The sequence below is a fragment of the Escherichia sp. TW14182 genome (assembly GCF_000208525.1).
In the GTDB taxonomy this organism is placed as follows: Bacteria; Pseudomonadota; Gammaproteobacteria; order Enterobacterales; family Enterobacteriaceae; genus Escherichia; species Escherichia ruysiae.
In genome coordinates, this window is sequence record NZ_AEJZ01000048.1 from 1 (window position 1) to 21,655 (window position 21,655).

Annotated in this window: 18 protein-coding genes; 6 read left to right on the top strand and 12 right to left on the bottom strand. The window is 52.1% G+C overall.

Features of this window, described 5'->3' with window-relative positions; translation table 11 throughout:
• From iscU to trmJ, 4 genes are all read right to left on the bottom strand, one after another.
• Window positions 1–328, bottom strand: a 328-nt coding sequence (gene iscU, locus EQY_RS0104680; protein WP_000331706.1) for a Fe-S cluster assembly scaffold IscU, incomplete at its 3' end; no start/stop codon positions are given.
• A gap of 27 nt (window positions 329–355) precedes the next feature.
• Entirely contained in the window at window positions 356–1,570 is a 1,215-nt protein-coding gene (gene iscS, locus EQY_RS0104685; RefSeq protein WP_001295373.1) for a cysteine desulfurase, read from the bottom strand.
• A gap of 240 nt (window positions 1,571–1,810) precedes the next feature.
• Window positions 1,811–2,299 carry a Fe-S cluster assembly transcriptional regulator IscR gene (iscR, locus tag EQY_RS0104690; RefSeq protein ID WP_001241355.1) on the bottom strand — a complete coding sequence of 163 codons (489 nt, stop codon included), beginning with the start codon at window positions 2,297–2,299 and terminating at the stop codon, window positions 1,811–1,813.
• Between the two features lie 270 nt (window positions 2,300–2,569).
• Window positions 2,570–3,310, bottom strand: coding sequence for a tRNA (cytosine(32)/uridine(32)-2'-O)-methyltransferase TrmJ (gene trmJ, locus EQY_RS0104695; RefSeq protein WP_000940019.1), 741 nt, complete (start codon window positions 3,308–3,310; stop codon window positions 2,570–2,572).
• A 118-nt stretch (window positions 3,311–3,428) separates the two neighbouring features.
• Here trmJ and suhB point away from each other — a divergent pair, with 118 nt between their 5' ends.
• From suhB to csiE, 3 genes are all read left to right on the top strand, one after another.
• Entirely contained in the window at window positions 3,429–4,232 is an 804-nt protein-coding gene (gene suhB / locus EQY_RS0104700; protein ID WP_000553455.1) for an inositol-1-monophosphatase, read from the top strand.
• Between the two features lie 144 nt (window positions 4,233–4,376).
• Window positions 4,377–5,237: an alpha/beta hydrolase gene (locus EQY_RS0104705; RefSeq protein WP_001207722.1), complete on the top strand. Its 861-nt coding sequence runs from the start codon at window positions 4,377–4,379 to the stop codon at window positions 5,235–5,237.
• Window positions 5,238–5,411: 174 nt separating this feature from the next.
• Window positions 5,412–6,686 (top strand): stationary phase inducible protein CsiE, encoded by a 1,275-nt coding sequence (gene csiE, locus EQY_RS0104710; protein WP_000983033.1) that lies wholly within the window; start codon window positions 5,412–5,414, stop codon window positions 6,684–6,686.
• Here the strand turns inward: csiE and EQY_RS0104715 are convergent, their stop codons facing one another.
• Window positions 6,687–7,826: a 3-phenylpropionate MFS transporter gene (locus EQY_RS0104715; RefSeq protein ID WP_000244206.1), complete on the bottom strand. Its 1,140-nt coding sequence runs from the start codon at window positions 7,824–7,826 to the stop codon at window positions 6,687–6,689.
• A gap of 256 nt (window positions 7,827–8,082) precedes the next feature.
• On the opposite strand from EQY_RS0104715, the gene EQY_RS0104720 reads away from it, so the two are divergent.
• Complete coding sequence (locus EQY_RS0104720) at window positions 8,083–8,505, top strand: DoxX family protein (protein ID WP_001094720.1); 423 nt, start codon at window positions 8,083–8,085, stop codon at window positions 8,503–8,505.
• 47 nt (window positions 8,506–8,552) lie between these two features.
• On the opposite strand, the gene EQY_RS0104725 is transcribed toward EQY_RS0104720, so the two are convergent.
• From EQY_RS0104725 to EQY_RS0104750, 6 genes are all read right to left on the bottom strand, one after another.
• The gene (locus tag EQY_RS0104725) at window positions 8,553–9,425 is read right to left on the bottom strand and encodes an aldose 1-epimerase (protein ID WP_001029470.1); all 873 of its coding nucleotides are present in this window, start codon (window positions 9,423–9,425) and stop codon (window positions 8,553–8,555) included.
• A gap of 11 nt (window positions 9,426–9,436) precedes the next feature.
• Window positions 9,437–10,531: a zinc-dependent alcohol dehydrogenase family protein gene (locus EQY_RS0104730; protein ID WP_000700831.1), complete on the bottom strand. Its 1,095-nt coding sequence runs from the start codon at window positions 10,529–10,531 to the stop codon at window positions 9,437–9,439.
• A 32-nt stretch (window positions 10,532–10,563) separates the two neighbouring features.
• The gene (locus tag EQY_RS0104735; RefSeq protein WP_001276660.1) at window positions 10,564–11,562 is read right to left on the bottom strand and encodes an ABC transporter permease; all 999 of its coding nucleotides are present in this window, start codon (window positions 11,560–11,562) and stop codon (window positions 10,564–10,566) included.
• Window positions 11,563–11,586: 24 nt separating this feature from the next.
• On the bottom strand, window positions 11,587–13,098 hold the full coding sequence (locus tag EQY_RS0104740) for a sugar ABC transporter ATP-binding protein (protein WP_000493438.1): 1,512 nt from the start codon (window positions 13,096–13,098) through the stop codon (window positions 11,587–11,589).
• A gap of 22 nt (window positions 13,099–13,120) precedes the next feature.
• Window positions 13,121–14,104, bottom strand: a complete 984-nt coding sequence (locus tag EQY_RS0104745; protein WP_001124877.1) for a substrate-binding domain-containing protein — start codon at window positions 14,102–14,104, stop codon at window positions 13,121–13,123.
• A 96-nt stretch (window positions 14,105–14,200) separates the two neighbouring features.
• Window positions 14,201–17,482, bottom strand: coding sequence for a DUF5107 domain-containing protein (locus EQY_RS0104750; RefSeq protein ID WP_024212403.1), 3,282 nt, complete (start codon window positions 17,480–17,482; stop codon window positions 14,201–14,203).
• A 117-nt stretch (window positions 17,483–17,599) separates the two neighbouring features.
• On the opposite strand from EQY_RS0104750, the gene EQY_RS0104755 reads away from it, so the two are divergent.
• Complete coding sequence (locus tag EQY_RS0104755; protein ID WP_010344299.1) at window positions 17,600–18,793, top strand: ROK family protein; 1,194 nt, start codon at window positions 17,600–17,602, stop codon at window positions 18,791–18,793.
• Between the two features lie 63 nt (window positions 18,794–18,856).
• Here the strand turns inward: EQY_RS0104755 and glyA are convergent, their stop codons facing one another.
• Window positions 18,857–20,110: a serine hydroxymethyltransferase gene (gene glyA, locus EQY_RS0104760; RefSeq protein WP_000919159.1), complete on the bottom strand. Its 1,254-nt coding sequence runs from the start codon at window positions 20,108–20,110 to the stop codon at window positions 18,857–18,859.
• Window positions 20,111–20,437: 327 nt separating this feature from the next.
• On the opposite strand from glyA, the gene hmpA reads away from it, so the two are divergent.
• Window positions 20,438–21,628 carry an NO-inducible flavohemoprotein gene (gene hmpA, locus EQY_RS0104770; RefSeq protein ID WP_000883132.1) on the top strand — a complete coding sequence of 397 codons (1,191 nt, stop codon included), beginning with the start codon at window positions 20,438–20,440 and terminating at the stop codon, window positions 21,626–21,628.
• The last annotated feature ends 27 nt before the right edge of the window (window positions 21,629–21,655 follow it).

Consider the following 21,655-nt stretch of genomic DNA (forward strand, 5'->3'; position numbering starts at 1 on the left):
CCAGAATAGAACAGTGAATTTTCACCGGTGGCAGTTCAAGTTCTTCTGCAATATCGGTGTTTTTGATCGCCTGTGCTTCGTCGAGAGACTTCCCTTTCACCCATTCGGTCACCAGGGAGCTGGAAGCGATAGCGGAACCGCAGCCATAAGTTTTAAAACGCGCGTCCTCAATGATACCTTCATCGTTGACTTTAATCTGCAACTTCATCACGTCGCCACAGGCCGGTGCACCCACCATGCCGCTGCCCACGTTCTCGTCGTTGTTGTCAAAGGAACCCACGTTACGCGGATTCTCGTAATGGTCGATAACTTTTTCGCTGTAAGCCATTATAAATTCTCCTGATTCCGATACCGATTAATGATGAGCCCATTCGATGCTGTTCAGATCCACGCCCTGTTTGTACATTTCCCACAGCGGAGAAAGGTCACGCAGACGACCGATGGATTTACGAACTAACTCGATGGTGTAGTCGATCTCTTCTTCAGTAGTAAAACGACCTAAAGAGAAACGGATAGAGCTATGTGCCAGCTCGTCGTTCAGCCCCAGCGCGCGCAGCACGTAGGACGGTTCGAGGCTTGCCGACGTACAGGCGGACCCTGAAGAAACCGCGAGGTCTTTCAGCGCCATAATCAGCGACTCACCTTCAACGTAGTTAAAGCTGACATTGAGAATGTTCGGCGCGCCGTGTTCCAGGTCACCGTTCAGGTAAACTTCTTCGATATCTTTGATGCCGTTCCACAGACGGTTACGCAGACCGCGCAGACGTTCCATCTCGGTCGCCATCTCTTCTTTTGCGATGCGATAGGCTTCGCCCATACCGACGATCTGATGAACAGGCAGTGTACCGGAACGCATACCACGCTCGTGACCACCGCCGTGCATTTGCGCTTCGATGCGTACGCGCGGTTTACGACGCACATACAGCGCACCGATACCTTTCGGGCCGTAGATTTTGTGGCCGGAGAAAGACATCAGGTCAACTTTCAACTGGCTCAGATCGATAGGCAGTTTACCTACGCTCTGGGTTGCATCAACGTGATAGATAATGCCACGAGCACGGCACATTTCGCCGATAGCCGCGATATCCTGCACCACGCCGATTTCGTTATTTACGTGCATGATGGAAACGAGAATAGTGTCGTCACGCATCGCCGCTTCGAGTTCTTTCAGGTCGATAATGCCGTTACGCTGCGGTGCCAGGTAGGTGACTTCGAAACCTTCGCGCTCCAGCTGACGGCAGGTATCCAGTACCGCTTTATGTTCGGTTTTGCTGGTGATGATGTGCTTGCCTTTTTTCTGATAAAAGTTGGCTGCACCTTTGATCGCCAGGTTGTCAGATTCGGTTGCACCAGAGGTAAAGACGATTTCACGCGGGTCAGCGCCGACCAGATCGGCAATCTGATTACGGGCGATATCTACGGCTTCTTCAGCCTGCCAGCCGAAACGGTGAGAACGGGAGGCCGGGTTACCAAAGGTTCCGTCCATCGTCATAAACTGCATCATTTTCTCGGCAACACGCGGGTCCACCGGCGTGGTTGCGGAGTAGTCGAGATAAATCGGTAATTTCATTGCTCTATAAACTCCGTACATCACTCAATGCAAGGAATCAGGCTACCGGCTGGATGTACGACCGTGTTTACGGAGCGCGATACGCCCCGGCCTGATTCTAATATCTTGTTATCTTTAACCTAACTGTTTCGGGTTTCAGCAAGTTGACAAACTTACGAATCTCCGGGAGCTTACATAAGTAAGTGACCGGAGTGAGTATGTGCAGTCAACGCAGATGCAACACGAAACAGGACGGTTAAATTAAGCGCGTAACTTAACGTCGATCGCGTCTTGTGTGCGGCTGCGTGGCGCGTCGTGAGTATGCTGACGACCAGACACATCCAGCACTTCCTGGTTATTAACCAGTTCGCCTAAAGTAATGTTGTTGAGAAAACCGGTGAGACGGTCGCTCAAATCACGCCACAGCGCGTGGGTCAGGCATTTATCGCCGCCCTGGCAGCCGCCTTTACCCTGACAACGGGTAGCATCTACAGATTCGTCAACGGCGCTAATCACTTCGCCAACGGCGATGCTGCTGGCATCTTTGCCTAACAGATAACCACCGCCTGGTCCACGTACGCTGGAAACCAGACCATTTTTACGCAGACGGGAAAACAGTTGTTCCAGATAAGAAAGGGAAATTCCCTGACGTTCGGAAATATCAGCCAACGGTACCGGGCCTGCTTCGGAGTTGAGCGCAACGTCCAGCATTGCGGTCACGGCATAGCGCCCTTTAGATGTCAGTCTCATGTCTTACTTCACCTCAAACTCGCCCCTGCCCGGGGTTTTTTATTGTAAAAGTGGGGGTATTGCATAGCAGGGTCAAGTCTGACATTCCCGAGTAATTTGGTCAACTATTTACTTGACTGATTTAGTCAGGTATTTAACCTTCAGTGCCATTTTACTATTGCGGTATTTGTACCCATTGTCGGATGCGGCGTGAACGCCTTATCCGACCTACGGTTCTGTACACTTCCAGGACTGATAAGACGCGTTAAACGTCGCATCAGGCGACGGCTGTTATTCGGCCTTGTTACCTTTATTCTGCTGCTCAATAGAAGCCAGAATCCCGCGCAGGATATTCAACTCCTGACTCTCCGGGCGCGCACGGGTAAACAGACGGCGCAGCTTATTCATCACCTGTCCCGGATGGTTTTCACGGATAAAACCAGTTGCCAACAGCGTTTGTTCCAGATGACCATAAAAACGCTCCAGATCATCGACCAGCGGATACGGCGTCTCTTCATGCTCAACTTGCTCACCGTTTTCCTGAGTCGCCAGCCAGGCCATACGCACTTCATAGGCGATAACCTGAACCGCCATCGCCAGGTTCAGCGAACTGTATTCCGGGTTCGCGGCAATGGCGACATGATAATGGCATTTCTGCAACTCTTCATTGGTCAAACCGACACGCTCGCGACCAAAAACCAGCGCCACCGGCGTATTTGCCGCTTCAGCGACGCTTTTCAGACCACATTCGCGCGGGTCGAGCATCGGCCACGGCAGCGTGCGGGAACGTGCGCTGGTGCCAACCACCAGGCTACAACCGGCTAACGCTTCGTCGAGCGTATCGACGATGTGAGCATTACCAATCACATCACTGGCACCCGCTGCCAGCGCGATGGCCTGAGAGTCAGGTTTCACCAGTGGATTAACCAACCACAGATTGGTTAATCCCATTGTTTTCATGGCACGGGCAACGGAACCCATATTGCCGGTGTGTGACGTCTCCACCAGCACAATTCGAATATTTTGCAGCATTGTCTTTCTTCGTCTAAAGATTATTTGCGCATCTTATCATAAAACGAAGACAGATGCCGATCTCGCTGCTATACTCTGCGCCGTTTTCCCGTTCTTTAACATCCAGTGAGAGAGACCGATGCATCCGATGCTGAACATCGCCGTGCGCGCAGCGCGCAAGGCGGGTAATTTAATTGCCAAAAACTATGAAACCCCGGACGCTGTAGAAGCGAGCCAGAAAGGCAGTAACGATTTCGTGACCAACGTAGATAAAGCTGCCGAAGCGGTGATTATCGACACGATTCGTAAATCTTACCCACAGCACACCATCATCACCGAAGAAAGCGGTGAACTTGAGGGTACTGATCAGGATGTTCAATGGGTTATCGATCCACTGGATGGCACCACCAACTTTATCAAACGTCTGCCGCACTTCGCGGTATCTATCGCTGTTCGTATCAAAGGCCGCACCGAAGTTGCTGTGGTTTATGATCCTATGCGTAACGAACTGTTCACCGCGACTCGCGGTCAGGGCGCACAGTTAAACGGCTATCGTCTGCGCGGCAGCACCGCTCGCGATCTCGACGGTACTATTCTGGCAACCGGCTTCCCTTTCAAAGCGAAACAGTACGCAACCACCTACATCAATATCGTTGGCAAACTGTTTAGCGAATGCGCTGACTTCCGTCGTACCGGTTCTGCGGCGCTGGATCTGGCTTACGTAGCCGCTGGTCGCGTTGACGGTTTCTTCGAAATTGGTCTGCGCCCGTGGGACTTCGCCGCAGGCGAACTGCTGGTTCGTGAAGCAGGCGGGATCGTTAGCGATTTCACCGGTGGTCATAACTACATGCTGACCGGTAACATCGTTGCAGGTAACCCGCGCGTAGTAAAAGCCATGCTGTCAAATATGCGTGACGAGTTAAGCGACGCTCTGAAGCGTTAATGACTCTGGCGGGTGGTATCACTCACCCGCCCTCGCCTTTCAGGCGCTATTCCGAAATACTTCCTCACCACTTTACTTTCTTTCGCCACTCTCCCACCATCTTTCGCCGATTAATGGATTATAAAGAAGTCGCAAGGAAAGGTTATGGCACTGCCCGTGAACAAACGCGTTCTCAAAATTCTGTTTACCCTCTTTGTTGTTGCCTTCTGTATTTATTTAGTACCACGCGTAGCCATCAACTTCTTCTATTATCCTGACGACAAAATTTACGGCCCTGAACCCTGGTCTGCAGAATCCGTCGAATTTACGGCTAAGGACGGTACTCGTCTGCAAGGCTGGTTTATCCCCTCTTCGACGGGTTCCGCTGACAACGCCATCGCAACCATCATTCATGCTCACGGCAATGCCGGAAACATGTCCGCCCACTGGCCGCTGGTCAGTTGGTTACCCGAGCGCAATTTCAATGTTTTTATGTTTGACTATCGCGGGTTTGGTAAATCAAAAGGCACGCCGTCCCAGGCTGGATTACTGGACGATACGCTAAGCGCCATCAGCGTGGTGCGCCATCGCAGTGATGTAAACCCACAACGGCTGGTGCTGTTCGGGCAGAGTATTGGCGGGGCAAATATTCTTGATGTTATTGGTCAGGGAGAACGTGAGGGCATACGTGCGGTGATCCTCGACTCCACGTTTACCTCTTATTCGACCATCGCCAACCAAATGATCCCTGGCAGTGGCTATTTACTTGATGAGAGTTATAGCGGCGAAAATTACATCGCCAGCGTCAGCCCGATCCCGCTTTTACTGATTCACGGTAAAGCCGATCATGTTATCCCGTGGCAGCACAGTGAAAAATTGTATGGCCTGGCGAAAGAGCCAAAACGCCTGATTCTAATCCCTGACGGCGAACACATTGATGCCTTTTCGGAACGTCATGGTGATGTTTACCGCGAGCAGATGGTGGATTTTATTCTCAGTGCATTGAATCCCGGGAATTCCAACTAAGAATAAAACAGCAATAAATCACATTAACACATGGTATTAAACTGATCATATCGGTTTAAATCGATAAAAATTCTGTGATGTCTGCCAGCATTTCTGATAATTAGCATTCCATTCACCATTTCCCTAAGCAAACTTTAGCTATTCTTATCAATTATGCTTATGGGAGATCTACAGATGATGCCTACACTTGCTCCACCATCTGTCCTTTCTGCTCCCCAGCGCCGCTGCCAGATCTTGCTGACACTATTTCAGCCGTGGTTGACCGCCACCACGGCCACTCTCAGCGAGCTTAATGGTGTGGATGATAATATTGCGGTTCGCGATATCAGCGAAACAGGACGGGAAATCCTCCGCTATCACCAGCTCACGCTCACCACTGGCTATGACGGTAGCTACCGGGTCGAAGGTACAGTACTTAACCAACGTTTATGTTTATTTCACTGGCTACGACGCGGTTTCCGTTTATGTCCATCATTCATCACTAACCGTTTCACTCCGGCCTTAAAGGAAGAGCTGAAGCGCCGTGGGATTGCTCGTAACTTTTACGACGATACCAACCTGCAAGCTTTAGTTAATCTCTGTGCACGACGGTTGCAAAAATGCTTTGAAGCACGTGATGTTCATTTTCTGTGCCTGTATCTGCAATATTGCCTGCTACAACATCACGCCGGGATCTCGCCACATTTTAACCCGCTGCAACGTCGATGGGCTGAGTCCTGTCTTGAGTTTCAGGTAGCACAGGAAATTGGTCGCCACTGGCAACGCCGGGCACGCCAGCCTGTTCCACCAGATGAACCGTTGTTTATGGCGTTGCTCTTTTCCATGTTGCAAGTTCCCAACCCGCTGCAGGATGCTCATCAGCGCGATCGGCAATTACGTCTGGCCATTGTTCGTTTGGTACAACGTTTTCGTGAGCAGGGAAATGTTCGTTTCTATGATGAACAGGGGTTATGCGATCAGCTTTATACTCATCTCGCTCAGGCATTACGTCGTAGTTTGTTTGCCATCGGTATTGATAACACCTTGCCAGAAGAGTTCAGCCGACTTTACCCACGCCTGGTTCGTACAACTCGCGCGGCGCTAACCGGGTTTGAAAATGAATACAATGTCCGTTTTTCCGATGAGGAAAGTGGCCTGGTAGCGGTGATTTTCGGCGCATGGCTGATGCAAGCAAATGAAATTAACGAAAAAAAGATTATTTTGTTGACGGGCAATGACAGTGAAAGAGAAGCGAATATTGAGCAGCAATTGCGCGAACTTACACTATTGCCACTCAATATTAAGCATATATCGGTGAAGACATTTTTACGAAATGGCGCCCCGAAAAATACGGTGCTGATTATTACCCCTTATACCATCCCTTTGCCGCTCTTTTCGCCGCCGCTGATTCATACGAATCAGATCCTGACCGCACACCAACAGGAGCAGATCCGTAAAATGCTGGAATAATCAGCATGAGGGAACTACTTTCGGGCGCAAAAAAATTGCCGGAAGCGCCACCAGCGCCATCACCCAAAACACGCCATGTCCGAGATATTGATACAGGAAACCGGCGAAAACGGTCATGATAGCGATACTGCCGCCCATCGCGACGGCAGAATAAACCGCCTGTAAACGGATAACCTCGCTTCCCTGACGAGCGGCAATGTAGCGCATGGCGGCCAGGTGGCACACGGTAAAGGTGCCGCAATGCAGAATTTGCACCACTATCAGCCACGGTAGCTCAGTGCTTGCCCCCATAATGCCCCAACGTACTACCCCGCAAATCGCCGAAATCAACAACATATCGCGGGCGCTACAGCGACGGAAAAGTTTGTTACTCAGCGCAAAGATAATGACTTCCGCCACCACACCAAGCGACCATAAATAGCCCACCGCCGAAGCCGAGTAACCCGCCGCTTGCCAGTATATGGCGCTAAAACCGTAATATGCTGCGTGCGCCCCCTGCAATAGACAAACGCAGGCCAGAAAGCGCCAGTTCTGGCGAACCAGCGCCAGCCAGGCCGGCCCCCCCGTGCTCTCCTGCTGGCGGCTCTCCCCTTCCGGTTGAATGGTCGGGCGAATCAGAAAACCAAGTAGCATGGATGCCACGCCCAGCGTCAACATCGCGAGAATCACCCGATAATCAAACACGCTGACCAGTTTGCCCGTCAGCGCCGAACCAATGACAAACGCCACTGAGCCCCAAAGTCGCACTTTGCCGTAATCAAGCGGAAACTGCTTTTGCCAGGTATTCGCCAGCGCGTCAGTTAACGGCACCAGCGGTGAGAAAAAGAGGTTAAAACCGACCATCACAAGCATCAGCCACGCCACATGTGCGCCAGCCCAGAAGGCGACGGCGAACAGCAGTGTCAACAACGCCAGTACACGAAGTGCAGAAATCAGGCGAGAAGGATCGCTGACGCGGGGCGCGATGAGCAAACTACCGAGAAAACGGGCAACCAGCCCTGCCCCCAACAACAGGCCGATAGTTTCTGGCGTTAAGCCAATCCCCTTAAGCCAGACGCTCCAGAAAGGTAGAAAAATACCGTAGCTAAAAAAGTATGTGAAATAACCGAGCGCCAGCCAGCGCGTGGATTGCAAAACCATGAGTCCCTCCCGTCAGGAGGCGTAAGTCTGAGGTTAATCGAATGTTGTTGCAAGTTGAAAAATAAGAAAATCAGGGCCACTTCCAGTACACCATTCTGGAAAAAATTATCGTTAATACCGCTAACAAAATATCACCTACAGAAAATGCGCTGGATGCTGACCTGGATAATTACCAAATTTCTCATCTGCTGAGGCGTGGCGAGGTGCGAGTGTGTGTATTACGTTTAAATCACATTACCTTGCAAAGGGATTGGTTATGAACACACTACGTTATTTTGATTTTGGCGCCGCCCGCCCCGTTTTGTTATTAATTGCCCGTATCGCCGTCATCTTAATTTTCATTATTTTTGGTTTTCCCAAAATGATGGGCTTTGACGGTACGGTACAATATATGGCCTCGCTGGGCGCACCGATGCCGATGCTGGCAGCGATTATTGCGGTAGTTATGGAAGTGCCTGCCGCGATATTAATCGTGCTTGGCTTTTTCACCCGTCCGTTGGCGGTACTGTTTATTTTCTACACGCTGGGCACGGCGGTGATTGGTCACCATTACTGGGATATGACCGGCGATGCGGTCGGACCAAATATGATTAATTTCTGGAAGAATATCAGTATCGCTGGCGCATTCCTGCTGCTGGCAATTACCGGGCCGGGGGCGATTTCTCTCGATCGACGTTAGAAAAGATGCCGGATGCGGCGTGAACGCCTTATCCGGCATTTTATAAATTACAGCAACGCCACCCGCAACGACATCGCTGAGGTTGTCGATTCCCCCGGTGCAAGCGCAATGAGGTCACCACCTTCCTGGCGATGATGGTCATCTGGCGCATGACTCATTGGTTCCAGACAGAAGAAATCAAACGCATAACCTTTATCAAACGCCGGGTCGGAAACAAAGATGAAATAGCATGGCGCGGGTGGCGTCGTTTCCATGATGATGGCGTAACCCTCCTGCGGCTGCTCAATGCGTGCCTGACCATTCCAGCCGGCAAAACCATTGTTCACCCACTGGCGCGGCAGCGGCGCGAGCTGGTTGAAATCCAGTTCCTGCGGTAACTGCGCACAAAACTCGCCCGCCAGCCACTGCTCCCGCTCCAGCCAATAACCGCTCGCCTGTGCCTGAATCCGCGTTTGCGGCGACAACGGAAAATAAGGATGCCAGCCCGTACCAAACGGCAAAGATTCTGCCCCTTGATTGGTGACAGAGAGCGTGACCGTCAATGCATCTGCCGTCAAATGAAACGCCTGACTTGCCCGATAGTGATAAATACCACTGCGATGTTCATACACCAGACACAAGCTATCATCGCTGCGCGATGCGCATTGCCACTGACCCAGCCAACCATCGCCGTGCAGATAGTGCGCATCCCACTCAACATTCGGTTGCAGTTGATGCTCACGCCCCTGCCAGACAAAACGGTTGCCGCTCACCCGGTTTGCAAACGGCACCAGCGGAAAACAGGAGGCATCAGTTGCCACACCGTTTTTTTTACCGGGACGTAGCAGTGACGTCGTATCGCGCCAGAAACCTTCAATGACACCACCCTGGTCAGAAACGTCCAGCTTTAGCGCCCCGTGAGATAAGGTATAGATGGCCATTCGCTAACTCCTTAATCCGGGAAGTTAATCACGACTTTGCCGCATTTGCCGCTTGCCATCAGCGCATAGGCATCACCAGCCTGTTCCAGCGAGAAGCGGTGGGTAATGGCGTTACGCGGCCACAGTTTCCAGTCGGTCAGATCGTGGGCGCATTTTTCCATATGGAATAAACTGGTTACCCAGGAGCCAATAATCCGCCGTTGATGATGCATCAGGTCGGCGCTAACCTCGAACTCCACTTTTCCGGTTTCTCCGATGTAGACCACGCGTCCCCAGTCGGCAGTGGATTGCAATGCCAGCAAACGACCTGCGGCATTACCGGAACAATCGAGCGCAACATCTGCGCCGCCGTGGGTGAGTTCAGCAATAATCTGCGGCAGACCTTCGGTGGTTGCTAAATAACCATGATCCATCACGCCTAACTGTTTCGCCATCGCCAGACGTTCCGGCAGCATATCAACGCCGATGATCCGTTTTGCACCGCGACCTTTCGCCAGCATCATCGCCATCATGCCGACAGGCCCCAAACCGACCACCAGCACGTTATCGCTGCCAGAGACTTCGCCGCGCAAGATCCCTTCATACGCCGTGCCAACGCCGCAACTGATAAACGCACCATCTTCGTAGCTCAACGCGTCCGGCAGGAGAATCAGGTCTTTTTCTTCCGCCAACAGATATTCGGCATGACCACCATCACGCTGCCAGCCGTAAGCGGCTTTTCCTTCGCCAGTACAAGAAATAGGAAAACCGCGACGGCAGTTCTGGCAAAAACCACAGCCAGAAATGTGATACACCAGCACACGGTCGCCCTCTTTAAAATGGCGGCAACCCTGCCCCATCGCTACAATCTGCCCGCACGGTTCATGACCGTTGATAAATCCCTGGTATAACGGTTTATCGGGCGCCGCCGCCGTGGCGCGGTGTTGATGATAGATATAGTGGACATCGCTCCCGCAAATTCCGGAGGATTTCATTTTGAGCAGTACCTGGTTAATCCCCGGCGTTGGCACCGCAACTTCCCGCAGATCGACGGTGGAATTTCCTGGTAAATAAGCTGCCAGCATCGTTTTCATAAATCCCTCATTAACAATACGATTAATTTTCATCCCTGCCGCACCCGCGCCAGGGGCGTTAAGGTTTAGCGTTTCGCTTTAGTGCTTCGCTGGGTCAGCAAGATATTCGCCAGCACCGCCACCACGATGATGACGCCGCGCACCACCTGCTGGAAAAAGGAGTTAATCCCGAGCAGCACCAGACCGTTACCGATTAGCGTAATCACCAGTACGCCAAGCAGCGTACCGAACAGCGAGCCACGACCGCCGGAAAGTGCCGTACCGCCGACCACGACCGCAGCAATGACATCAAACTCCAGACCGTTTGCGGCGCCTGCGTTACCGGAACCGAGGCGGGCTGCCAACAAAATCCCGGTGACTGCCGCCAATACTCCCGAAAGAGTAAAGATAAGAATGCGCACCCGACGAACGTTAATGCCGCACAACTGTGCCGCTGTGGCATTACCGCCAACAGCAAACACCGAGCGTCCGAAAGCGGTTTTACGGCTGATGAACACAAACAGCGCAAACAACACCATCATGATCAGCGCGGATACCGGCACGCCGAGAAATTGCCCGCCCAGCCAGTCCAGCACCTCGTTTTCGTCAATTGGCACGGGCAGGGCGTTCGTCATAAACAAGCCCATTCCGCGCAGGGCGCTCCACAGCCCCAGCGTGGCAACGAAACTTGGCACGTTAAACACGCCGCGTAGCACCCCGGCCAGCGTTCCCATCAGCGCGCCTAACAGCAACACCAGCAGACACGCCACCGCCAGCGGAACGTCAAATTGCAGCAAAAATGCCAGGCACACCGAGACAAAGGCCACCATTGGCCCAACGCTGACATCAATTTCACCGGAGATAATAATCAGCGTCATCGCCCAGGCGGCGATCCCGATGGTGGCGGCATCACGCAGCACGTTCATTTGGTTATTCAATGAGATAAAGCCAGGCGCGTTCAGGGAGAAGACCAGATAAAGAATGGCAATCACCACCAGCAAACCGATCTCATTAATATGGCGACTGACAAATTGTTTGAGCGAGACGCTCTTGCCCTGCGGCAATGGTAATGACGAAGCAGACATCTTCAGGTTCCTCGGTAAAATTCATCAGTGCACAGACAGAATGGCGGACATCAGCTCATCCACATTGACCGGCGAGTGAAACTCCTGCGAGAACGTACCGTGCTGTAATAACAAGATGCGGTCGCACACCAGCGGCAATTCCTCCACTTCACTGGAGATAAACACCACGCTTTTCCCTTCGGCGGCCAGCTCGCGGACAATCCGGTAGATCTGCTGTTTGGCTTCGATATCGACGCCGCGCGTTGGCTCGTCGAGCAATAAAATCTGGCTGGCGGCATAGACCCAACGACCAATCACCACTTTTTGCTGATTGCCGCCAGAAAGCGTGCCAATAGGCGTTTCGCTACTGGCAGCCTTGACCGTCATCCGCTGCATCACCTCTTCGGTCAGGCGACGGATGGTGGACCATTGCAGCACGCCGTTCGCGCTGATTTTTTGCCGATTGGTCAGCACCGTATTTTCATCAACGCCCAGCCAGGGAATGATCCCCGCTTCTTTGCGATTTTCTGGGGTATAGCCAATGCCGCGTTTCAGCATGTCACCGTAATCGGGGCGCGTGATTTTCTCGCCGTTGATAACAATTTCGCCCTGCTCATACGCTTCCAGCCCAACAATCGCTTTCAGCAACTCACTGCGCCCAGCCCCCAGCAGGCCAGCAATGCCAAGCACTTCGCCACGACGCAGGGAAAAACTGATCTCCGTAAGTTTGGGTCTGTGGCGTAACGCGCGAACTTCCAGCACGGCCTGCTCTGCAATGTCCTGAGCGACAACCGGCGCAATATCAACGTGATCGCGCCCGAGCATCAGCGACACAATATGACGCGTGGAGGTATTTTCGAGCATTACATCGCCCGCCACCTGACCATCGCGCATGACTGTGGCACAGGAAGCGATGCGGCGAATTTCTTCCATCCGGTGGCTGACATAAATCACCGCCACGCCCAGTGCCGACATCTTTTTCACGGCGCTGATCACCAGTTCAACTTCCGCACTGGCAAGTGAACTGGTAGGTTCATCAAGAATGACCACGCGCGGCTCGCCCTTCATCACCCGCGCAATTTCCACCAGTTGCTTTTGCGCCGGGCTTAGCGTTGAAACAAGTTGTTCAGGGCTAACATCAACACCCAGCGCCTGTAAGCAACGTTGGGCATCCTGCGCCATTTGCGGATAATCAATCATGCCGTTGCGGCGGGGCCACTGACCGAGACAGAGGTTTTCCGCCACCGTCAGCCCTTCCACCAGACTTAATTCCTGATAAACCGCACGTACCCCCAGTTCAGCGGCACGGCGAGTCAGCGTAGCTTCGTCACCTGCCAGTCGCGTCTCGCCAATCCAGATATCACCGCTGTCCGGACGTTCGCTGCCGGTAAGCATTCGAATGAGGGTCGATTTGCCCGCGCCGTTTTTACCTAACAACGCGCGAACTTCGCCTTTATTGAGCGTGAAGTTAACGTTATCCAACGCAACGACGCCGGGATAACGCTTATTTCCTGCCACCATTTTTGCTACCGGAACTGCCTCTGTTGCCGTGAACATAGGAACCTCTGCGAATCAGCTATTAGGGCAGACCATCAACGTGCGTTGCCAGCCACTGTTTACCGTCTTCCGTTTTGGTATAGAGGTCGATAGGCACCTGAATCACTTTTTCACCGTCGGCTTGTTTATTGATAACTTTCAATGTTTGCGCGAAAACAGCATTGCCCATTTTCTTACCGGAAATATCCACCACCGCTTTCAGCACCTGGTTGTTTTCCAGTTCCTGAGCAATTTCAGTGGTCATATCCGAACCGAAAACAGCAATTTTTCCGGTCTGATTTTGATTACGTACCGCTTTTACCGCACCGAGTGTCGCACCGCCCGATTCCCCCATAATGGCGTTGAGATCCGGCGTGGAGATAATCAGTTTTTCACCAACGGAAATCGCTTTATCTAAAACAGTCCCTTCCTGATTAGCGACAATTTGTGCGCCGGGAACCCGGGCTTTTAATACTTCTTCAAATCCTTTACGACGTTGCACACAAACTTCAAAGGCTTCGCAATTGATGACGGCAATTTTTGGCTGGTCAATTTTATTGGCAATAAAATAATCGGCGGCAGCGTTACCCAGTTTTTTACCAAATTCCAGCGGATCACCGACCAGATACGCCGAGACATATTTATCGACACCTTTTTGATTAATACAGGTGTTGTAGCAAATCACCGGGATACCCGCCTCACTGGCGCGACGAACGGTGCGACTGCTGCCATTTTCAGAAACAGCAGACAAAATAATGGCATCGACATTACGCGCCACAAGCGTATCAACAAATGTACTTTCTTTCGAAATATCGCCCTGGGCGTTAGTTTCTATTAACTGAACCTGTACTGAAGAATCTTTTGCTGCATCCTGAACACCCTGACGCACACCGGCATAATATCCCTGAGTATCAAGATATATTGTGCCAATGGTCATTTCTTTTTCCGCAGCCCTGGCAAATAGGGCGCTACCTAATAGCGTAGCCATTAAAATTATATTACGGGTTGTTCTCATTTTTTTAGGCATAGAGCCTCCTGTAGGGTTTTTATTTACAACAGCTTATTTTAATTATTTAGTGATGAGCGGCAGCGCGTGCCGCTCAAAGATTACAGTTAATAGGGTTTAGTGAACGTAGTTAAAAATAAAAGGCATCACGGTAGTGAATAATGCTGCTTTCGGCCAGGCCGGATTAATCGCCGTCAATTCAGCGCGAACAGATTCATATTGCGCAATCTCCCCTAATCCCGCTGCCGCCAGCATCGCCACCATCAGGCATTTTTCTTTATGCTGCTGTTGTAAATCGCCATACAGCGACAATAAATCAGGTTGTGAAACAGCGAAGAAATCCGCTTCGATACTGGTTTTCGCCATCTCTTGCGCCCACTGTTTCATTTCAGTAAACAGTTGCTGTGCAGTTTGCTTTTCACCCAGCAGTCGCAGCGCCATCCCTTGCCAGAAGAGATAATCAACTGGCTGATCGTTGTAATAACTGTGGATATTGATGGTGCGATCGCCGGTCGCCGCCAGGCGTAAACAACACGTCGCCTCAACTTCATCACCCTGTGCTTTGGCGCATACTGCCTGCCAGAACCAGATGTCGTTATCAGTCTGCCCCGGTAGTCGGCCTTCGCTCAAATTCTCCGGATAATGCAGCGCGGCATGAAGCAGTTCGCTGGCCTGCTGCGGCTCTCTGGCATCAAGATGTTGCCAGGCGCGTAACAACTGGTTGAGGATAAACTGACTGGTCACCTTCCCTTCCCCGCCTTCCCACGGGTGGAATTTGCGCGTGGCGAGAATGTCCGCCGCTTTGTTTGCCTGACCGGTGAGATGCCACAAATTGAGCAGTTCTGCGGTCATGTCGTCGCGTTTCAGGGCAATTGCCAGATTATTTTCCAGACGCGCCAGCCGTTTCTCCGGTGCGGCTCCGATTAACTTATCCAGCAAATCCCGTTCGAAAAGCAGACGTGCATCCTGCGGCGCAAGTTGATAAGCATTATCAAGATAACGGGCGGCCTGTTCATAATCATGCTGCTTATTCCACGCATGGATCGCCAACCCGCGCCAGCCGTCGGCAAACTCCGGCGACATCTCTACGCAACGTTGCCATAACGCTATCGCTTTGCCATAACTGCACTTGTTGTAGTGGAAACAGGCCAGTAAATGACGGGCGAACCAGCACTCTTCAATACTCTCCAGCGCCGCGACTTCTTCCAGCGTATTAGGGAAACGAACAAACTTCGGGAACACGTCAATGGCTTTCGCAATCAATTCGCCGCGCTCAGCTTTCGGCAACAAACTGGCTTGCAGATAAAGCGGCAGCGTTCGCTGGCAGTCCAGAGCGTTCAGCATCTCTGCCGCCAGAGCGGGCATTCCCCAGTTAATCAGTTGCCCGGCGGTCATCAGGGCGTTAACGTCACGCCCCTGACACAGACCACGCCACTGCGTGAGGGCAGACTCGGTACGACCATCGAACCAGTTCAGCCACCACAAGGTGGCGTTCAGCGGGTAATCGCGCAGCAGTTTCTCACGCTGTAAACGCGCATTGTCCTGACGACCGCTTAATACCAGCAGCAGGTTATGCAGGCACAGCACTTGCTGATTGGTTGGGCAGACGCGCAGACTTTGTTGGCAAAAATCCAGCCCTGCATCGAAGTTGCCATTACGCGCCGCCAGCCGTGCCAGACCGTAATAGCCCCCCGCTTTACTGTTGCCGCTCCAGACCGCTCGCCAGAAATCCTCTTCGGCTTGTTGATATTGTGCCTGACGCTCATACGCACTGGCGCGGATCAAACTGGCTTGCCCACACTGCGGGTTTTTGTTCAGCGCATGTGCGCGTTTCAGCGCCTGAGTGGCATACGCCACCGCTTGCAGGAAATCGGCACGGTTATATTCCAGCATCGCCAGCGCCAGGTTACAGCGATAATCCAGCGGGTCCAGCGCCACGCCGCGCAGATAGTAATCGAACGGTGAACGGCTGGCGTGATGATATTGTTCCAGATGCTGACCGATAAACCAGGCTTCATCTGTACTGGTAATGTCTTGTGCTGCCAGTGGTGCTTTGGCGACGTCCGGCAGCGGTAACTCTTGTGGCTGATGTTCCTGATAACTCAGTACAATATTGCCATCCGCATCGGAAAGCTCGATGGTCATTCTGTCCGGATCAATACCGTGCAACACCCCCTGGATGGCGGTCGCTGGCGTCAGGGCAACGGCATCATCAAGTAACGCTTCGCGCTTGCCTATTTCACGGATCGCCAGTCGGTATCCGTTCAACGGGGAGATGGCATACAGCCCCCACTCAATCCCCCGCTCGCTACGCTGTAATTTAATTACCGCATCGCGGGAGGCGTTTTGCACCATGCCTAAAGAATGGTAAGGCAGGAAATACTGCTCAAAACGCTTCTCTTCGTAAGCATCAAGCCAGGTAAAATCGGGCTGGTTATCGGCAAAAATGCCGGTCATCAGCTCGATATACGGGCCGTTATTGTCGGTCAGACTCTTATCCCACGCCTGACCAAATTCACTGTGTCCCCAGCTCCACTGTTTTTTACCCGGCGCAATGTGGTGGTTGGCAATGTGTAATAAACCGCCATCTTCATCGTGACACCACGCGCCAACAAAATCGTACTGCGATTTTTCAGCCATATATGAGGTAGGAACAGGCACGTTTTTATAACGCGAAATGTCCACGCCGGCGGAGTAGTCCACTTTGTAGTAGGTGCCAGTGGCGATGGGGAAAGCGGAAACTGCGCGTTTGCCGTGATCAAACACCGCTGTCACATCGGGCGGGAAAACGCTCTGATGCCCTTCCCCCCCTTTCACTGCCGGGTTGGCCCACCACAAGAAATGACGCGGCGTGGCGTTGCCGTTATAGACGCGGCTGGCGATTTCCAGCGCCGCACGGTCAGGGCGCAGCGTAAAACCGGTCATCACCTGTAAACCATGCATCGGCTCCGTTTCGCCAACCCACACGGTCTGTGCGCCGTCTTCATGGGCTTCGAGGGTGAAATCAACGGGCATAAAGGTCGTCGGGCGATGATGTTGCGGCCAGTTAAACTCAATCCCGCCGGAAATCCACGGCCCCAGCAGCCCCACCAGCGCAGGTTTAATGACTTCATTGTGATAGACAAAATCGCGCTGTTTCACTTTATCCCACGCGCGATGCACACGACCGCCCAGTTCCGGCAGGATCATCACTTTGATGTAGTCGTTTTCCAGCCACACTGCCTGCCAGGATTTCAGGGTTTTCTGCTCATTCAACGTATCGGTCACGCCGTAGGGATAAACCGCGCCGGACGATCCCTGATAAACGCGATTTTCCAGGAACATGGGATGTATATCCTGCGGCCCGGTTTCATAGGTCGGGATCTCAACGCGCTCTTGCCACACTTTTACTGGAGTCATGGTGCCCTCAATATTAACAAGACATACTGAATTAAAAGATTTGTGGCAGTGTATTGAACAATCTGGCAATGTTTTCGCGGAATAATCACGCAATTAACTAAACAAGGTTTAGTGAAGATGAGAGCCTGCATTAACAATCAACAGATCCGCCACCATAACAAATGCGTGATTCTGGAACTGCTGTACCGGCAAAAACGCGCCAATAAATCGACGCTCGCCCGGCTGGCGCAAATTTCGATTCCGGCGGTCAGTAACATTTTGCAGGAGCTGGAAAACGAAAAGCGGGTGGTGAATATCGACGATGAAAGCCAGACGCGCGGGCATAGTAGCGGCACATGGCTGATTGCACCGGATGGCGACTGGACGCTGTGCCTGAACGTTACGCCCACCAGCATTGAGTGCCAGGTCGCTAATGCCTGTTTAAGTCCGAAAGGTGTATTTGAATATTTACAGATTGATGCACCGACGCCGCAGGCGCTGCTGTCCGAAATCGAAAAATGCTGGCATCGCCACCGTAAATTGTGGCCGGGTCGTACCATCAATCTGGCGCTGGCAATCCACGGTCAGGTTGATCCAGTGACCGGTGTGTCGCAAACCATGCCGCAAGCGCCGTGGACAACGCCTGTTGAGGTAAAGTATCTGCTGGAAGAGAAGCTCGGCATTCGGGTGATGGTCGATAATGACTGCGTGATGCTGGCGCTGGCGGAGAAATGGCAAAATAATTCGCAGGGACGGGATTTCTGCGTAATCAACGTTGATTACGGCATTGGCTCGTCGTTCGTGATTAACGAGCAAATTTATCGCGGCAGTCTGTATGGCAGCGGACAGATTGGTCACACCATCGTTAACCCGGATGGCGTCGCCTGCGACTGCGGGCGTTATGGCTGTCTGGAAACCGTCGCCTCGTTAAGCGCATTTAAAAAGCAGGCGCGGGTATGGCTAAAATCACAACCGGTTAATACTCAGCTTGATCCCGAAAAACTGACTACCGCGCAATTAATCGCTGCCTGGCAGAGCGGAGAACCGTGGGTCACCAGTTGGGTTGACCGCTCTGCCAACGCTATAGGATTAAGTCTGTATAACTTCCTCAACATCCTCAATATTAATCAGATTTGGTTGTATGGTCGCAGTTGCGCCTTTGGCGAGAACTGGCTTAATACCATAATTCGCCAGACGGGATTTAACCCGTTCGACCGCGACGAAGGGCCGAGCGTAAAAGCGACACAGATTGGCTTCGGGCAATTAAGCCGCGCACAACAGGTGCTGGGGATTGGCTATTTGTATGTTGAGGCGCAGTTACGACAGATTTGATGGTGTGATAACGTAAAAAGGCTTCCCGGAGGAAGCCTTTTTTCAACAGATTAACCGTTTCGCTTATGCGTAAACCGGGTAACGTGCGCAGATGTCGAGAACTTTACCTTTGATACGCTCGATAACGGCTTCATCATTGATGCTGTCCAGCACGTCACACATCCAGCCAGCCAGTTCTTTCGCTTCTGCTTCTTTGAAGCCGCGACGCGTAATCGCCGGAGTACCCACGCGAATACCGGAAGTGACAAACGGGCTCTTCGGATCGTTCGGTACGCTGTTTTTGTTCACGGTGATGTTAGCACGACCCAGAGCGGCGTCAGCTTCTTTACCGGTCAGGTTTTTATCAACCAGATCAACCAGGAACAGGTGGTTATCAGTACCGCCGGAAACCACTTTGTAGCCGCGCTCCAGGAACACTTCTACCATCGCTTTAGCGTTTTTCGCGACCTGCTGCTGGTAAGTTTTGAACTCAGGCTCCATCGCTTCTTTCAGAGCAACCGCTTTACCGGCGATTACGTGCATCAACGGACCGCCCTGACCACCAGGGAAAACGGCAGAGTTCAGTTTTTTGTACAGCTCTTCGCTACCACCTTTCGCCAGGATCAGGCCGCCGCGCGGACCCGCCAGGGTTTTGTGAGTGGTTGTAGTCACTACGTGCGCATGAGGAACCGGGTTCGGGTAGACGCCAGCAGCAACCAGGCCCGCAACGTGCGCCATATCAACGAACAGGTAAGCACCGATGCTGTCAGCGATTTCACGCATTTTCGCCCAGTCCACCACGCCGGAATATGCAGAGAAGCCACCGATAATCATTTTCGGTTTGTGTTCTTTGGCTTGTTTTTCCAGATCGGCGTAGTCGATATGACCGGTAGCATCGATACCGTAAGGAACGATGTTGTACAGTTTACCGGAGAAGTTAACCGGAGAACCGTGAGTCAGGTGACCGCCATGCGCCAGGTTCATACCCAGAACGGTATCACCTGGTTCCAGCAGCGCGGTGTAGACCGCAAAGTTAGCCTGGGAGCCAGAGTGCGGCTGAACGTTAGCGTAGTCAGCGCCGAACAGTTCTTTCGCGCGATCGATCGCCAGTTGTTCGACGATATCAACATACTCGCAACCGCCGTAGTAGCGTTTGCCCGGATAACCTTCAGCATATTTATTGGTCAGCTGAGAACCCTGCGCCTGCATCACGCGCGGGCTGGTGTAGTTTTCGGAGGCGATCAGTTCGATGTGCTCTTCCTGACGTACTTTTTCCTGCTCCATAGCCTGCCACAGTTCGGCATCATAATCGGCAATGTTCATTTCACGCTTTAACATCCGCATCTCCTGACTCAGCTAACAATAAAATTTTTGGCCTTTATAGGCGGTCCTGATGGACAACGGCGAACAGTATAACCGAATCATTGTGCGATAACAGGTCTTGACAAAGGAATTTACGCAAACGATTACCTTCAGGCTGCGCAAGGCTTTGGAGAATAAAGAGCTTGCAACCGGAAACGGATTTCTTTTCAGGTTTGTGATGCAAATTTTTCACTTCATCACATTCTTAATGAAAAACCCCAAAGAACCATTTACATTGCAGGGCTATTTTTTATAAGATGCATTTGAGATACATCAATTAAGATACAAAAAAAGGAAGACCATATGCTTGACGCTCAAACCATCGCTACAGTAAAAGCCACCATCCCTTTATTGGTGGAAACGGGGCCAAAGTTAACCGCCCATTTCTACGACCGTATGTTTACTCATAACCCAGAACTCAAAGAAATTTTTAACATGAGTAACCAGCGTAATGGCGATCAACGTGAAGCCCTGTTTAACGCCATTGCCGCCTACGCCAGTAATATTGAAAACCTGCCTGCGCTGCTGCCAGCCGTAGAAAAAATCGCTCAGAAGCACACCAGCTTCCAGATCAAACCGGAACAGTACAACATCGTCGGTGAACACCTGTTGGCGACGCTGGACGAAATGTTCAGCCCGGGGCAGGAAGTGCTGGACGCGTGGGGGAAAGCCTATGGCGTACTGGCTAATGTATTTATCAATCGCGAGGCGGAAATCTATAACGAAAACGCCAGCAAAGCCGGTGGCTGGGAAGGTACTCGCGATTTCCGCATTGTGGCTAAAACACCGCGCAGCGCGCTTATCACCAGCTTCGAACTGGAGCCGGTCGACGGTGGCGCAGTGGCAGAATACCGTCCGGGGCAATATCTCGGCGTCTGGCTGAAGCCGGAAGGTTTCCCGCATCAGGAAATTCGTCAGTACTCTTTAACTCGCAAACCGGATGGCAAAGGCTATCGTATTGCGGTGAAACGCGAAGAGGGTGGGCAGGTATCCAACTGGCTGCACAATCACGCCAATGTTGGCGATGTCGTGAAGCTGGTGGCTCCGGCGGGTGATTTCTTTATGGATGTGACAAACGACACACCGGTAACCTTAATCTCTGCCGGTGTCGGTCAAACGCCAATGCTGGCTATGCTCGATACGCTGGCAAAAGCAGGCCACACAGCACAAGTGAACTGGTTCCATGCGGCAGAAAATGGCGATGTTCACGCCTTTGCTGATGAAGTTAAGGAGCTGGGGCAATCACTGCCGCGCTTTACCGCACACACCTGGTATCGTCAGCCGAGTGAGGCCGATCGCGCGAAAGGTCAGTTTGATAGCGAAGGTCTGATGGATTTGAGCAAACTGGAAGGTGCGTTCAGCGATCCGACAATGCAGTTCTATCTCTGCGGTCCGGTGGGCTTCATGCAGTTTGCCGCGAAACAGTTAGTGGATCTGGGCGTGAAGCAGGAAAACATTCATTACGAATGCTTTGGCCCGCATAAGGTGCTGTGATTTGATATTGCCGGATGGAAACATCCG

Bases quoted from the DNA above. Each gene is read 5' to 3' on its own strand.
- suhB (WP_000553455.1), top strand. From the start codon at position 3,429: ATGCATCCGATGCTGAACATCGCCGTGCGCGCAGCGCGCAAGGCGGGT.
- EQY_RS0104740 (WP_000493438.1), bottom strand. From the start codon at position 13,098: ATGTTCACGGCAACAGAGGCAGTTCCGGTAGCAAAAATGGTGGCAGGA.
- EQY_RS0104715 (WP_000244206.1), bottom strand. From the start codon at position 7,826: ATGGTTTTGCAATCCACGCGCTGGCTGGCGCTCGGTTATTTCACATAC.
- trmJ (WP_000940019.1), bottom strand. From the start codon at position 3,310: ATGCTGCAAAATATTCGAATTGTGCTGGTGGAGACGTCACACACCGGC.
- EQY_RS0104745 (WP_001124877.1), bottom strand. From the start codon at position 14,104: ATGCCTAAAAAAATGAGAACAACCCGTAATATAATTTTAATGGCTACG.
- EQY_RS0104720 (WP_001094720.1), top strand. From the start codon at position 8,083: ATGAACACACTACGTTATTTTGATTTTGGCGCCGCCCGCCCCGTTTTG.
- glyA (WP_000919159.1), bottom strand. From the start codon at position 20,110: ATGTTAAAGCGTGAAATGAACATTGCCGATTATGATGCCGAACTGTGG.
- EQY_RS0104730 (WP_000700831.1), bottom strand. From the start codon at position 10,531: ATGAAAATTAATCGTATTGTTAATGAGGGATTTATGAAAACGATGCTG.
- iscS (WP_001295373.1), bottom strand. From the start codon at position 1,570: ATGAAATTACCGATTTATCTCGACTACTCCGCAACCACGCCGGTGGAC.
- EQY_RS0104735 (WP_001276660.1), bottom strand. From the start codon at position 11,562: ATGTCTGCTTCGTCATTACCATTGCCGCAGGGCAAGAGCGTCTCGCTC.
- EQY_RS0104755 (WP_010344299.1), top strand. From the start codon at position 17,600: ATGAGAGCCTGCATTAACAATCAACAGATCCGCCACCATAACAAATGC.
- csiE (WP_000983033.1), top strand. From the start codon at position 5,412: ATGATGCCTACACTTGCTCCACCATCTGTCCTTTCTGCTCCCCAGCGC.
- iscR (WP_001241355.1), bottom strand. From the start codon at position 2,299: ATGAGACTGACATCTAAAGGGCGCTATGCCGTGACCGCAATGCTGGAC.
- EQY_RS0104725 (WP_001029470.1), bottom strand. From the start codon at position 9,425: ATGGCCATCTATACCTTATCTCACGGGGCGCTAAAGCTGGACGTTTCT.
- EQY_RS0104705 (WP_001207722.1), top strand. From the start codon at position 4,377: ATGGCACTGCCCGTGAACAAACGCGTTCTCAAAATTCTGTTTACCCTC.
- hmpA (WP_000883132.1), top strand. From the start codon at position 20,438: ATGCTTGACGCTCAAACCATCGCTACAGTAAAAGCCACCATCCCTTTA.
- EQY_RS0104750 (WP_024212403.1), bottom strand. From the start codon at position 17,482: ATGACTCCAGTAAAAGTGTGGCAAGAGCGCGTTGAGATCCCGACCTAT.